Raw genomic sequence first — 13,781 nt, forward strand, 5'->3', positions numbered from 1 at the left:
ATCCGCGTTCACGCTAAAAAATCCACCAACTTCTCGTTCACCTCGTCGGCCTTCTCGTGCTGGACCCAGTGAGTCGCGTCTTCGAACACCACCAACGCACCGTCCTCACAGTACTCGACGCTCCGCTCCGCGTTCTCCCGGATCAGGGCGGTATCCCGCGCGCCCCAGAGCACGAGCGTCGGCACCGTCACCCGCTCGCGGCGGTCGAACAACCCGCTCCGCAATCCGTTCGCGCGGTACCAGTTCAGCATCCCCGTCAGCGCCCCCGGGCGACCCCAGGCGGTGCGGTAGCGCGCGAGGTCCACCTCCGAGAAGGTGCCCGGTCGGGAGCTGTCGGTGAGCCCCCGCTCCAGCAGTTCGAAGTCCCGCGCCCGGAGCGCCGCCTCGGGGAGGCGGGGAAGCTGGAAGACGCCGGCGTACCAGCTTCGCAGGGCCTGCCGCGGGTTCTCCCGGATAACCTCGCCGAACGCGCCCGGGTGGGGGACGTTGAGGATCCCGAGGCGCTCGACGCGCCCGGGGTGGTCGAGCGCGAGCCACCACGCGACCATCGCGCCCCAGTCGTGGCCCACGATCCGGGCCGCGTCGTACCCCTCGGCGTCGAGGAGGCCGACGACGTCGCGGGCGAGAGCGTCGATGCGGTAGGCCCCCCTCCGGCCGGGCCTGTCGCTCAGGTTGTAGCCGCGCTGGTCGGGGACGAGGAGACGGTAGCCCGCGTCGGCGAGCGCCGGCAGTTGCCGCCGCCAGCCGTACCAGAACTCGGGAAAGCCGTGGAGCAGGACGACCGGCGCGCCGTCCTCGGGACCGACCGTCCGAACGTGGAGGGTGACGCCGTTCGTCTCGACGTACCGCGAGGTGCCGGGGAGGTCGCGGGTTCGCTGGACCATGGCGTCCCGTAGGACCGCGGGACGGTAATCGCTTCCCCGGTGCGGCACCGAGACGTGTCACTGAACTTGTCATTGTCTGACGCATGTTTATACGTCCGCGCCGGTGCATGTGGGACATGGCCAGCGGAAATCGCGTCGAGGAACTCGAGTCCCGCGTTCGACAGCTCGAGGCGTCGGTGACGGGGTTGACGGACGAACTCGTCGAGTGCAAGGAGCGGATCCAGGCGCTCGAAGCGGAGGTCGACCCGCCGGACGCCGTCGCGGGACGGTCCGGGCGAACCGGCCGGGCGGAGGGATCGGACCCGCCAGCGTCGGAATCCGAAGGGGACAAATCCGAGCGGAGCGAGGAGGAAGAACGGAGCGATTCCCCCGGTGGCGACGAGATAATCGTCGCGTAGGGGGGTCGCCAACGAGCGCCCCATGCACATCAAAGAGCTCGTCCTCGACGATTTCAAGAGCTTCGGCCGTACGACCAGGATCCCCTTCTACGAGGATTTCACGACCATCAGCGGGCCGAACGGCTCCGGCAAGTCGAACATCATCGACAGCGTCCTGTTCGCGCTCGGGCTGGCCCGCACGAGCGGGATCCGCGCGGAGAAGCTCACGGACCTCATCTACAACCCCGACGACGACGGCGCGGCGTTCGCCGGCGAGCGCGAGGCGAGCGTCGAGGTGGTCCTCGACAACGCCGATCGCACGCTCTCGCGGTCGCAGGTCGTGAACGCCGCCGGGACGGAGAGCGTCGGCGACGTCGACGAGATCTCCATCCGGCGGCGGGTCAAGCAGACCGAGGACAACTACTACTCCTACTACTACCTGAACGGCCGGTCGGTCAACCTCTCTGACATCCAGGACCTCCTCGCGCAGGCGGGGGTCGCCCCCGAGGGGTACAACGTCGTGATGCAGGGCGACGTGACCGAGATCATCAACATGACGCCGCACGCGCGCCGCGAGATCGTAGACGAGATCGCGGGCGTGGCGGAGTTCGACGCCCGGAAGGCCGACGCGATGGACGAACTCGAGGTCGTCGAGGAGCGCGTCGACGAGGCCGACCTCCGGATCGAGGAGAAGGAGGAGCGCCTCGCGCAGCTCGAGGACGAGCGCGAGACGGCCCTCGAGTACCAGTCGCTCAAGGAGGAGCGCGAGGAGTACGAGGGCTACCTCAAGGCGGCGGAACTGGAGGACAAGCGCGCCCGCCTCGACCGCACCGAGCGGAAGGTCGAGCGCGACGAGACGAAGCTCGAGGAGCGCCGGCGCACCCTGGACGAGCGCCAGGGGACGGTGCTCCGTCTGGAGGAGGACCTGGAGGACCTGAACGCGGAGATCGAGCGCACCGGCGAGGACGAGCAGCTGCGCGTAAAGCGCGAGATCGAGGAGGTGAAGGGCGAGATCGCCCGCCTGGAGGACGCGATCGAGAGCGCCGAGGGGCGCATCGAGGAGGCCGAGTCGAAGCGTCGGGAGGCGTTCGTCAAGCTCGACGCGAAGCAGGAGCAGGTCGACGACCTCGACGCCCGCATCCGCAACGCGAAGGTCGCGAAGTCCTCGCTGAAGGCCGAGGCGATGGAGCGGGAGGAGGAACTCGCCGAGGTCGAAGCCGAGATCGAGGCGGTGGACTCCGAGTACGAGCAGCTGAAGACGGACCTCCAGGAGGCGCGCGACGAGCTTGAGGCCGCGAAGGCCGAGAGGAACGAACTCCAGCGCGAGCAGGACCGCCTGCTCGACGAGGCGCGGCGGCGCTCGAACGACCAACGCGAACTCCGCGAGGAGATCGAGTCCCTGGAGGCGTCGATCCCCGACCTGGAGGCCGACCTCGCCGACCTGGAGGCCGAACTGGAGAAGGCCGAGAAGAACAAGACCACGATCGAGTCGGTCGTCGACGACCTGCGCGCCGAGAAGTACGAGCGCCAGGACGAACTGGACGACCTGGAGGACGAGGTCAGCGCCGCCCAGCAGGAGTACGCGGAACTGGAGGCCAAGGCGGGCGAGTCCGGCGACAGCTCCTACGGTCGCGCCGTCACGACCGTCCTCAACGGCGGCCTCGACGGCGTCCACGGCACCGTCGGTCAGCTGGGAGGCGTCTCCGGGCGGTACGCGACGGCGTGTGAGACCGCCGCCGGGGGTCGCCTCGCGAACGTCGTCGTGGACGACGACGGGGTCGGCCAGCGCTGCATCGAGTACCTGAAGTCGCGCAACGCGGGCCGGGCGACCTTCCTCCCGATCAACAAGATGCGCCAGCGCTCGCTGCCGAGCGAGCCGAGCCGCGACGGCGTCGTGGGGTTCGCCTACGACCTGATCGACTTCGATCCCCAGTACGCCGGGGTCTTCTCCTACGTCGTCGGCGACACGCTCGTCGTCGAGGACATGGCGACCGCCCGCGACCTGATGGGCCAGTTCCGGATGGTGACCCTGGAGGGGGAACTCGTCGAGAAGAGCGGCGCGATGACCGGCGGCTCCCGCTCGGGATCGCGCTACTCCTTCTCCTCGGGGAAGGGTCAGCTCGAACGGGTCGCCGAGCGGATCACCCGCCTCGAGGACGAGCGCCGCGAGGCCCGCGAGGAGCTACGGGACGTGGAGAGCCGCCTCGACGACGCCCGCGACCGGCAGGCGGCCGCCGCCGACAAGGTGCGCGAGGTCCGGACGGAGATCGAGCGGACCGAGGGGCGCATCGAGGACGTGCGCGAGACGATCGCGGCGAAGGAGACCCGGGTGGCGGAGATCGACGAGGAGCGCGAGGCGGTCGCCGAGCGCATGGAGGCGCTCGAGGACGAGATCGCCGAGGCGACCGAGACCGTCGCCGGGATCGAGGAGCGCATCGCGGACCTGGAGGAGGAACTCAGGAACTCGGCGGTGGCGGAACTCACCGAGCGCGCCGAGGAGATCCGCGCCGAGATCGCCGACCTGGAGGACGAGATGGACGACCTCGACGGCGACCTCAACGAACTCGGACTCGAGAAGCAGTACGCCGAGGACGCCATCGAGGAACTCCACGAGACCATCGAGGACGCGCAGAACCGCAAGGCTGAGGCGGAGACGCGCGTCGCCGACCTGGAGGCGGAGATCGAGACGAAGGAGGCCGCGCTCGCGGAGAAGCGCGAGCAGGTCGCCGATCTGGAGGACGAACTCGCCGAACTCAAGGAGGAGCGTGAGTCGCTCAAGGCCGACCTCCGGGAGGCGCGCGAGGCACGCGACGAGGCGAAGGAGGCGGCCGCGACCGTCGAGAGCCGCCTCGAGAATCGCCGCGAGACCGTCCAGCGCCTGGAGTGGGAGGTGGACGAACTCGCCGCGCAGGTCGGCGAGTACGACCCCGAGGACGTCCCCGACCACGACACGGTCGAGTCGGAGATCGAGCGCCTGGAGGGCGAGATGGCGGACCTCGAACCCGTCAACATGCTCGCCATCGACGAGTACGACCGGGTGGCCGACGACCTCGGGGATCTAGAGGAGAAGCGCGCCACCCTGATCGAGGAGCGCGACGGCATCGTCGAGCGCATCGAGGGCTACGAGGCGAGAAAGCGCGAGACGTTCATGGAGGCCTACGAGGCCATCGACGAGCACTTCACGGACATCTTCGAGCGCCTCTCGGGCGGCACGGGGACGCTCCACCTGGAGGACGAGGCGGACCCCTTCGACGGCGGGCTGACGATGAAGGCCCAGCCGGGGGACAAGCCCGTCCAGCGCCTCGCGGCCATGTCCGGCGGGGAGAAGTCGCTGACGGCGCTCGCCTTCATCTTCGCCATCCAGCGGCACAACCCCGCGCCGTTCTACGCGCTCGACGAGGTGGACGCCTTCCTCGACGCCGCCAACGCCGAGGCGGTGGGCGAACTGGTCGACGAACTGGCCGACACCGCCCAGTTCATCGTCGTCTCCCACCGCTCCGCGCTCCTCGAGCGCTCCGAGCGCGCCATCGGCGTCACGATGCAGGACGACAACGTGAGCGCCGTGACCGGCATCGACCTCGCGGCCGCGGGGGTGACCGCCGGTGACTGAGCGCGCAGGCGAGTCCGACGGCGAGCGCCCCGATCCCGGAATCGGGACCGACGGCGGGGAGGGGATCGCGTTCGACTGGACCGGCCACGACTCGCGCGAGCGCGGGGAGGGAGCCGACGATCCCCCCGACGACCGCCGCCCGGACGGGGCGGAGGACGCCGGCGCGGACGCCGTCGATCCGGACGCGCCCGACGGCGACGAGGTCGAGCCGGTCGAACTGCTCGTGCAGCTCGCCGACAGGGGCGAGATCGAGCCGTGGGACATCGACATCGTCGCCGTGACGGACAAGTTCCTCGCGGTGCTCGACGAGGCCGACCTTCGCACGGGCGGTCGGGCGCTGTTCTACGCGAGCGTCCTCCTGCGGATGAAGAGCGACGCGTTGCTCGAACCGGACGAACCCGAGGTCGAGGACGAGCCGTGGGACGCGTGGGACGACCCGCCCGCCGACGGCGGGGAGTGGGACGGTCCCGACCCGTTCGACGCGCTCGACCGCGAGATCGACCGCCGTCTGGAGCGAAAGCGCGCCCGCGGGACCCCGCGGACGCTCGACGAACTCGTCCGGGAACTCCGCGAGGCCGAGCGCGGCTCGCGGTGGAAGGAGTCGCGCACCTACGACACGAGCGACTCCCCGCGGGGGTTCCGCCGGGGGACGCAGACGCTCGACTACCGCGCGGGCGACGACTTCCGCGTGGACGACGAGCCGACGACGGCCGACGTCACCGGGACGGCCCACGCCGAGGACATCGAGGCGACGATCCGGCGCGTCTACCGCGCCCTGCGCGAGCAGTACGACGCCGGGCGCGCGGAGGTGCTGTTCGCGGAGGTGGAGGAGACCGGCGGCTCGCGCGTCGAGACGTTCCTCGGCCTGCTCTTTCTCTCCCACCGCGGACAGGTCCACCTCCAGCAGGACGAACTCTTCGGCGACCTCTGGATACGGGACCCGGCGGCCGCCTCGACGCCCGAGGAGGTCACGGCGGACTGATCCATCGCCCTCCCGATTAAGCCGGGCTTACGGACCGCAACGGTCGAAAGGGTCATGTGCAATGGTAGCAAACGTCTCGGTGGCCATGACGCCAGCGTGGTTCCGCGAGCGCCTGGCCGAGACGGAGGGTCGCGTCGACCGCGAGCGGCTGATCGAGGCCCTGCAGTACGTGCGCGATCCGGGCCGGTGACCGAGTCACACACTCGGCCGCGCTCCCCGTTTTCCCCTCAGAGGTACTCGCCGGCGAGGAGGTCCACCCGCGATTTCGTCTCCTCGGGGACGTGCTCGCTGGGGGTGTTGATCGTCCCCGCCAGGGCGCGCCCGCAGTCGCACTCGCGGTCGTCGGGCAGCGTCTCGATCGCCCGCTCGACGACCTCCTTGATCGCGGCCTCGTTGGCGGCGGCGTTCTCGAGCACCTCCTCCAGGGTGACCTCGCCGTCGCGCCTCCAGACGTCGTAGTCCGTGACGCCCGTCACCGTGGCGTAGCACAGTTCCGCCTCGCGGGCGAGCTTCGCCTCGGGGACGGCGGTCATGCCGATCACGTCCCACCCCTGGTCGCGGAAGAACTCGCTCTCCGCGCGGGTCGAGTATTGCGGCCCCTCGATGCAGACGTAGGTGCCGCCCTCGACGATCCCGTCGGTCGTCTCGCGCCCGCACCGTGCGAGGTGTTCGACCATGTGGGGGCAGTAGGGGTCAGCGAAGCCCATGTGGACGACCATCTCGCCGTCGAAGAAGGTGTAGGGGCGGTGGCGCGTCCGGTCGAAGAGCTGATCCGGGACCACGAGCGTCTCCGGCGGGAGATCCTCGCGGAGGCTCCCGACGGCGTTGCTCGCCAGGATCCGCTCCACGCCCACCGCCTTGAGCGCGTAGACGTTCGCCCGGTAGGGCACGTCCGTCGGGTCGTACTGGTGGTGGCGGCCGTGTCGGGGGAGGAACGCCACCTCCGTCCCGTCGAGGTCCCCGATCGTGACCGGGGCGCTGGGATCGCCGTAGGGCGTCTCGATCTCCTCCTCGCGGACGTCGGTCAGGTCGAGCGCCTCGTAGATGCCGCTTCCGCCGATGAATCCGACCGTCATGCGTCGGGCGAGGGGCGAGGGGGACTAAACTCCCCCGAGATCGCACTGCGCCAGCGCGTCGAGCATCGTCTCACCCCGCGAGCCGCCAGCCCTCGCCGACGCGCTCTGCGACGCCCCGGCGCTCCATCTCCGAGAGCACCTCCCCCATCCGCCCCGGCTGGGCGATCTCCATCTCGATGCGCTGGACGTCGTGGTACTCGTTGAGGTAGTGGCGGATCTCCTCGACGGTGTAGGACGGCTCGCCGGCCTTCTCCATCACGCCGCGCGTGAGGTCGATCATGTCCTCGATGAAGTTCCACGGGTAGACCACCCACGCCCACTCCTCCAGGCGCTCGCCGACGTAGTCGGGTTCGAACTCGCTGGTCCCGAGCAACTGGAGCGTGGCCGTCCGGACCTCGCCGGGGTCGCGGTCGCTCACGTACTCGTGGGCGCGACGTATCGACCCGCCCGTGTCCGCGATGTCGTCGATGACGAGGACGTCCTTGCCCTCGACGCTCCCCTCCGGCATCGGGTAGCGGATCTCCGGCTCGCCGGTCTTCTGGGCGGTGCCGACGTAGTGCTCCATCTTCAGGCTGGTCAGGTCGTCGAGGCCGAGGAAGTCACAGAGACAGCGCCCGGCGAACCAGCCGCCGCGGGCCAGCGCGACCACCACGTCCGGCTCGAACTCCGCCGCCTTCACCTGGTCCGCCACGTCCCGACAGAGGTCGTAGATGTAGTCCCAGTTCGTGATCGTGCACTTGAATTCGTCCGGGAGGTCAGCCATGGCGCGTGTTCACCACAGTACACCGACGGAGTTTCGCCGTTTAAGTCGTGTGAATCGATCCGGAATCCCGCGTCGAGTCGGGACGCGGCCGAGCGCCGCGCGAGTTCGTCGGACGCCCGCGTCTCCGCGCCTTCGCGCCTCCGTACCCGACCGCCGATTCGGGCGGCGTGATCTCCGCCGAGTGGGCGTGCGTCGAAAGCGTGTCACGCGGCACAGGCAAGCACAGTATCTATATACGTTCGTTCGAACTGTGTTGTCACACAGGTGGAAATATGTCGGCTTGGGACCCGACGACGGCTTCCGATGCGGCGTTCGCGTTGCTCTCCAACGCGCGCCGGCGAACCGTCGTCGAGCACTTATTAGACAACGGCGGCGAAACGACGCGACAGGCACTCGTTCGGGCGGTGGTAGAGGCGGAGACCGGGCGACCGATAGCGGACGCGGAGACGGGGCTCGTACAGGACGTGCACATCTCGCTCTACCACCGTCACCTCCCCAAACTGAGCGAGCACGGCGTCGTCCGCCACGACCGGGAGACGGGGGAGGTGGTGTCCGCGGACAACGCCGACGCCCTCGGGGAGGTGCTCGAGTCGATCACCGCCTCGCTGGACGCCGTCGGGGAGTTCTGCGAGTAGACGGAGACGGTCGTGCCCCGAGTTCCGCTTCGACCGACCGAGGAGCGGCCGCTCGCCGACCTCGACCGGCCCGGCGTTTCGTCGATCCACGACCCAGCGAACCCGAACTTACTGGAGCGTGCCCCGCTTCGGGGACGGTGTGACCGACGACAGCCCCGACGACCCCGGCCACGAGCGGTTCGTCCGCCGCACGCACGAACTCGCGCGCGAGGCGATCGAGAACGGCGACCGCCCGTTCGGAACGCTGCTCGAACGCGGCGGCGAGGTGCTCGCGGAGGACGTGAACACCGTCCTGACGGACGGGGACATCGCGGCCCACCCGGAGCTGAAGCTCGCGCGCTGGGCCGCCCGGGAACTCGACGCCGACGCGCTCGCGGAGACGACGATGTACACGAGCACCGAACCGTGCCCGATGTGTGCGACGGCGCTCTACAACGCCGGCCTGCGGCGGGTCGTCTACAGCACCTCGGCCGCGGACCTCGCCGCGGTCGCGGATCCGGGACTCGTCCTCCCCGCGAGCGACGTGTTCGCCCGCGCGGACGACGAGGTGGCGGTGATCGGCCCGGTGCTCGCCGAGGAGGGGCGGACGATCCACGAGTCGTACTGGTGAGGTCGGGACCGCCGCAGGATGCCGCGGGCCGTCGACCCTCGTCACCCCTCGTCGCCCCTCGCCAACCCTTATCCCGACGGGTCGAGTCGCCCGAACCATGGAGACGCGCCGTACCCTGCTCGTGGACGCCTTCACCGAGGAACCGCTGTCGGGCAACGCCGCCGGGGTCGTCCCCGACGCCGAGGGGCTGACCGCGGATCGGATGCGGGCGATCGCCCGCGAACTCCACGCGAGCGAGACGGCCTTCCTCACCGACAGCGAGGAGGCCGACCGCCGGATCCGCTACTTCACCCCCGAGACGGAGGTCGACCTCTGCGGGCACGCGACGATCGCCAGCCACGCCCTCCTGCACGAGGAGGGCGTCGTCGACGCCGGCACGCACACGCTCGCGACGAACGTCGGCGTCCTCGAGATCGACGTCGAGGCGGACGGTACGGTGTGGATGACGCAGGCCCCGCCCGAACTCCACGCGGTCGACGCGGAGTACGGGGAGGTCGCGGACGCCCTCGGCGTCGAGGAGCGTGCGCTCACGACCGTCGCCGACGACCTCCCGCTCGCGTGGAGTTCGACCGGTCTCGCGTTCCTCGTCGTCCCCGTCGCGCGCCTCGACGACCTCGGGAACGCGACGCCCGATGCGGCGGCCGTCGAGGCGCTCTGCGAGTCGGTCGACGCGACGGGCGTCTACGCGTTCACCTTCGAGACGCTCGACCCCGACGCCGCGCTCCACGGGCGGATGTTCGCCCCGCTCGCGGGCGTCCCGGAGGACCCCGTGACGGGCACCGCGAGCGGGGCCGTCGGGGCGTACCTGCGGGAGTACGACGCCTTCGACGACCTGCCGGCGGAGATGGCGTTCGAGCAGGGTCACTTCGTGCAGCGCCCCGGCAGGGCGCTGGTGCGCGCCCGCGGCGAGATCCGCGTCGGCGGTCGCGCCGTGACCGCGCTCGACGGGACGCTCTCGATCCCCGACCCCGAGGAGGACGACGTGATCGAGGCCTGAGGCGGGCTATCCTCGGCGACGGCGGAGGGTGACGGTGGTGGCGAGCGCGAGCGCCGCGCCCGCGAGGAAGAGCGCCCAGCCGGTCGGCGGCGCGGTCCGCACCGCCTCGACGAGGTTCGCGGAGGCGTTCGGGTCCGCGGGTTCGACCGTCGCCCCGGCCGTGAGCGGTCCGACGTCGACCTCGGGGGCGGCCTCGCCCCGGACGTAGGTGTCGAGCCACTCGTCGAGGGGTTCGCCCGCCGCCCACGCGACGAACCGCGCGAAGTCGGCGTAGCTGACCGTCCCCTCGTGGCGGTTCATCCGCCGGAGGACGTCCTCCAGGCTCCGCCGACCGTCGCTCCGCTCCCTGATCGTCGCGTCGAGCGCCGCGAGCACCCGCATCCCCTTGAAGTAGGAGGCGTCGCCGGCCCCCGCCTCGGCCAGGACGGCGTCGCGCTCCCGCTCCGCGCGGACGTACTCGGCGAACGCCGCCTCCGAGATGCGCCCCTGCCGGTAGGTCAACAGCGCGCCGTAGTACTCGGCGCTCGCGTCGTCGAACCACGCCATCGACTCGTCGGTCTCGTAGGCCTGTCGGCTGTGGGTGAACTCGTGGAGCCAGGCGCTGTCCGGCGTGTTGAGCCGCGCGGACGCGGAGACGTACATGTCGCGCGCGCCGCCGTCGCCGGCGCGGGAGAAGCGCCCGGTCGCCTCGATGGGCGCGGGCGCGACGAAGGCGGTCAGCCGCTCGCGTCCGGCGTCCACCCGCAGGTCGCGCGCCGCCGTCGCCAGCGCGTCGAGCGTCGCCGTCGCGTCCGTGGAGCCGTTCGCGGCGCGCGGGACGACGAGCCTGATCGTCTCGCCGTTCACCGTCCGCGAGCGCGTCGAGTAGGGGCCGAGGTAGACGTACGTCTCCCCGGCGACGCCCGCGCGCTCGGGGACGACGGCGCGCTCGGTCACCCCCGGGTCGGTCCCGGTGTGGGCGTACCCGACCCGGAGGTCGGTCCCGCGCCAGTTGAACAGCGCCCACTCGCGGGTGCTCACGTCCTCGAGCGAGCCGTCGTCGGTCTCGTTCACGGCCACGCGGTAGGACAGTTCGATCCGCCTCGATCCGTCGCCCCCGTCGCGCTCCCACTCGAGCGTATCGCCGTCGCCGCCGAAGTCGGCCGCGCGCACGTCGGACGCGTTCGACGGGAGTTCGACGGAGAGTTCGGTCACGTTCGCGGGCACCGTCGCCTCGGCGGTGACGCGGACGGTGCCCGGATCGCCGGTGTGCTCGTACCGGTAGTCGATCGCGACGGTGCCGTCGTCGGAACTGCCGTCCGGCTGGCCGACGACGCCCGTCGGCAGGGCGGCGACGCAGAGGAGCGCACAGAGCGCGCACACCAGCAGTCGACGGCAGGTCGTCGCGTCGGATCCGCGCATCTCACTCACCTCCCCCGCCGACGTGGTAGCGCGCGGCGTGGTGCAGCAGGAAGCCGACGAACCCGACCGCGCAGGCGACGAACCCGACGCCGACGACGGGGAAGCCGGCCGCCTGCGCGCCGGCGAGCAGCGCGAGGCTCGCCGCGCCGCCGACCGCGAGCGCGACGCGCCTCGGCGAGAGCGTCGACGATCGGGTGCCGTTCCCGCTCGCTCGATCGACTCCGTGCGCGTCCCGGTCGTCCTCGCTCCGCTCGCCGCGCTCGATCCGATCGAGTTCGGCCCCGACCGCCGCCTCGTACCCCGACGCGTGGGCGTCCCACTCGCGGGCGAGCGCGACGCGCTCGTCGGGCGACGCGAACTCGCAGGTCGTGGGCAACCGTTCGACGGCGGCGAGGCGCGCCAGCAGGCCCTGGCCGGTCGTGTTCTGGATGCCGAGGCCGGGGCGGACGTTCACCTCGAGCACCTTGGGGACGTTCCCCTCGGTGAGGACCACGTCGACGCCCGCGTAGCCGAGTCCCGAGGCGGCGGCCGCGCGGACCGCCGTCTCCAGGATCCCCGTCCAGTTCGGGACCGCGAAGTCGGTCAGGTCCGCGCCGGTGTCGGGGTGGCGGTCGAGGTGGCGGTCCCGGCTCTGCTGGTACGCCCCGAGGGGCGTCCCGTCGGCCACGCGCAGGCCGACCCCGACCGCGCCCATGTGGAGGTTCGCCGCGCCCTCGGACTCCTCGGTCGGGAGTCGCGTCATCGCCATCACGGGGTACCCCCGGAAGACGATGACGCGCACGTCGGGGACGCCGCCGCCGCACCGCTCGCGGAAGAACCGCGCCGGCCGGAGGCGCTCCTCGACGATCGCCGTCCCCTCGGGGTCGAGCCCCGAGTAGTGGCCCTCGACGATGCGCCGGACGTGGCCGAGCAGTTCCGCTCTCGTTCGCGGCCCCTTCGAGGTCGCGAACCGGTCGCCGTCGCGCCCGGTGACGACGACGATCCCCTCGCCGCCGTATCCCGCGCTCGGCTTCACGACGAACTCCTCGCGCTCGTCCATCACCGCGGCCGCGGTGGACAGGTCGGCGGCGTCCCGGACGACGGCGTACGTCTCGGGCGCGTCGATGTCGAGGCCCGCGAACCGGCGGTTGATGTGCGCCTTCTCGTCGGCCGCGGGCCGGAGGTACGGTGGGTTGTACCGGTCGATGTATCGGTTTCGCACCTTCATCGGCAGCACGTCGCTCACGGCGCGCAACTCGCCCGCGCCGTTCGAGACGAGCCGTCGCAGGCGGAGGCGCTGGTTGTGGAGCCACACCTGCCCGCCCGTCAGGAGGGCGAGGGCCGCGTTCGAGTCGATGTGGTCGGTGAACCGGACGTACTCCGTGAGGCGGATGCACGGCCGGTTCCCGACGACGACGGTGACGGCGAGCGCGCCGACCCACGCCTCGGGCGTGCGGACGAACCAGCCGACGATCGCCTCGTTCGTCACGACCAGGTAGGCGACGAAGACGGCGACGATCGTCCACAGCAACTGGATGGCCGGGGCGACCCAGCCGCGCTCCTCGACCGCGGTGGCGACGCGGTCTGCGTACCACGCGCTGATGATCGTGGGGAAGAACACGTCGACCGAGCCGAAGAAGCCGGGGAGCAACCCGACGTCCGCGGCCAGCAGCGTCATCGTCGTCGAGAGGCAGGCGACCGACAGCAGCGTCGCCACGCGCGGGGCGGTCCCGAGCTGGAGGGGCTTCACCGCCAGGAACGCGACGAGCGTCACGACGAGGACGTTCAGGAACAGCAGCAGTCCCCACAGCGGCCCGGCGGCGACGAGGATGAAGGCGACGATCATCGGCGCGAACAGCCCGTAGGTCTTCATCCCCACCTCGCTGCGAAGCAGCGAGAGGACGACGCCGGCCAGGATGAGCTGGAAGAACAGCCGGTAGCGCTCGACCGCGCCGGCGAAGTCGTCGACGGTTCGTTCGGCGAGCAGTCCGGCGACGAGGACGACCGCCAGCAGCGCGAGGAACCGTCCGTACGGCGCGACGGTCGAGCGGACGTCGGCCAGCCGGTCGGCCGTCCCCCGGGCTACGGCCGTCACCGTCCGCCCCCCGTCGCGCCGTGGTCGCGCTCCCGCGACAGCCGTTCGAGGGGACCGAACGCGAGCGGCGCGCCCCCGCTCCGATTTCGGGTGTCGATCCGTCCGATTGGTCTTTCGGTCATCTGCGGTCGTGGCGAGGGACGTCACCGTATTAATTCGGAGACATATTGAGTATCAATTACTACGGATCAATATGAATTAATCAGGATTCAATCGCGTAGGGTGTGCTTTACGGGCACGTCGGGGTCGGGTAGGCGGTCGCATCGCGCGGCGGACGAGATCGTATCCGGCGATCCCGTCGATCGTGAAACCGGCGCTAGAGGAGTGCTATCGGCATTTAGCGAGGGGATGGCGTTCGGGTGACGGGCGGCG

13 protein-coding genes are annotated in these 13,781 nt (G+C 70.8%); 7 read left to right on the forward strand and 6 right to left on the reverse strand.

Annotation, left to right across the window (positions count from 1 at the left end; all coding sequences use genetic code 11):
- Positions 1 to 8: 8 nt before the first annotated feature.
- Positions 9 to 884, reverse strand: a complete 876-nt coding sequence (locus NKI68_RS11815; protein WP_254543285.1) for an alpha/beta fold hydrolase — start codon at positions 882 to 884, stop codon at positions 9 to 11.
- Positions 885 to 1,000: 116 nt separating this feature from the next.
- On the opposite strand from NKI68_RS11815, the gene NKI68_RS11820 reads away from it, so the two are divergent.
- The 4 genes from NKI68_RS11820 (at position 1,001) to NKI68_RS23570 (ending at position 6,043) form a co-directional block, all read left to right on the forward strand.
- Positions 1,001 to 1,282, forward strand: coding sequence for a DUF7518 family protein (locus tag NKI68_RS11820; RefSeq protein WP_254543287.1), 282 nt, complete (start codon positions 1,001 to 1,003; stop codon positions 1,280 to 1,282).
- Positions 1,283 to 1,304: 22 nt separating this feature from the next.
- Positions 1,305 to 4,871, forward strand: a complete 3,567-nt coding sequence (gene smc, locus NKI68_RS11825) for a chromosome segregation protein SMC (RefSeq protein ID WP_254543288.1) — start codon at positions 1,305 to 1,307, stop codon at positions 4,869 to 4,871.
- Positions 4,864 to 5,853, forward strand: coding sequence for a segregation and condensation protein A (locus NKI68_RS11830; protein ID WP_254543289.1), 990 nt, complete (start codon positions 4,864 to 4,866; stop codon positions 5,851 to 5,853). The genes smc and NKI68_RS11830 overlap by 8 nt, the downstream gene beginning before the upstream one ends.
- A 61-nt stretch (positions 5,854 to 5,914) precedes the next feature.
- A complete protein-coding gene (locus NKI68_RS23570) occupies positions 5,915 to 6,043 on the forward strand; it encodes a hypothetical protein (RefSeq protein ID WP_256562697.1) in 129 nt (42 codons plus the stop codon).
- A 37-nt stretch (positions 6,044 to 6,080) separates the two neighbouring features.
- On the opposite strand, the gene mtnP is transcribed toward NKI68_RS23570, so the two are convergent.
- On the reverse strand, positions 6,081 to 6,929 hold the full coding sequence (gene mtnP / locus NKI68_RS11835; RefSeq protein ID WP_254543290.1) for an S-methyl-5'-thioadenosine phosphorylase: 849 nt from the start codon (positions 6,927 to 6,929) through the stop codon (positions 6,081 to 6,083).
- A 70-nt stretch (positions 6,930 to 6,999) separates the two neighbouring features.
- A complete protein-coding gene (locus tag NKI68_RS11840; protein ID WP_254543291.1) occupies positions 7,000 to 7,692 on the reverse strand; it encodes a phosphoribosyltransferase in 693 nt (230 codons plus the stop codon).
- 272 nt (positions 7,693 to 7,964) lie between these two features.
- On the opposite strand from NKI68_RS11840, the gene NKI68_RS11845 reads away from it, so the two are divergent.
- From NKI68_RS11845 to NKI68_RS11855, 3 genes are all read left to right on the forward strand, one after another.
- Complete coding sequence (locus NKI68_RS11845; RefSeq protein ID WP_254543292.1) at positions 7,965 to 8,327, forward strand: DUF7344 domain-containing protein; 363 nt, start codon at positions 7,965 to 7,967, stop codon at positions 8,325 to 8,327.
- A gap of 139 nt (positions 8,328 to 8,466) precedes the next feature.
- The gene (locus NKI68_RS11850) at positions 8,467 to 8,937 is read left to right on the forward strand and encodes a nucleoside deaminase (RefSeq protein ID WP_254543293.1); all 471 of its coding nucleotides are present in this window, start codon (positions 8,467 to 8,469) and stop codon (positions 8,935 to 8,937) included.
- Positions 8,938 to 9,034: 97 nt separating this feature from the next.
- The gene (locus NKI68_RS11855; RefSeq protein WP_254543294.1) at positions 9,035 to 9,934 is read left to right on the forward strand and encodes a PhzF family phenazine biosynthesis protein; all 900 of its coding nucleotides are present in this window, start codon (positions 9,035 to 9,037) and stop codon (positions 9,932 to 9,934) included.
- A gap of 6 nt (positions 9,935 to 9,940) precedes the next feature.
- Here the strand turns inward: NKI68_RS11855 and NKI68_RS11860 are convergent, their stop codons facing one another.
- Genes NKI68_RS11860 through NKI68_RS23575 form a run of 3 tightly spaced genes read right to left on the reverse strand, consistent with a single transcriptional unit; the run spans position 9,941 to position 13,531 of the window.
- Positions 9,941 to 11,335, reverse strand: a complete 1,395-nt coding sequence (locus NKI68_RS11860; RefSeq protein ID WP_254543295.1) for a M61 metallopeptidase family protein — start codon at positions 11,333 to 11,335, stop codon at positions 9,941 to 9,943.
- A gap of 1 nt (position 11,336) precedes the next feature.
- Positions 11,337 to 13,409 carry a sugar-transfer associated ATP-grasp domain-containing protein gene (locus tag NKI68_RS11865; protein ID WP_254543297.1) on the reverse strand — a complete coding sequence of 691 codons (2,073 nt, stop codon included), beginning with the start codon at positions 13,407 to 13,409 and terminating at the stop codon, positions 11,337 to 11,339.
- Positions 13,406 to 13,531 carry a hypothetical protein gene (locus NKI68_RS23575; RefSeq protein ID WP_256562596.1) on the reverse strand — a complete coding sequence of 42 codons (126 nt, stop codon included), beginning with the start codon at positions 13,529 to 13,531 and terminating at the stop codon, positions 13,406 to 13,408. Before NKI68_RS23575 ends, NKI68_RS11865 begins: the two co-directional genes overlap by 4 nt.
- Positions 13,532 to 13,781: the final 250 nt, after the last annotated feature.

Source organism: Halomarina pelagica (assembly GCF_024228315.1).
Lineage (GTDB): Archaea > Halobacteriota > Halobacteria > Halobacteriales > Haloarculaceae > Halomarina > Halomarina pelagica.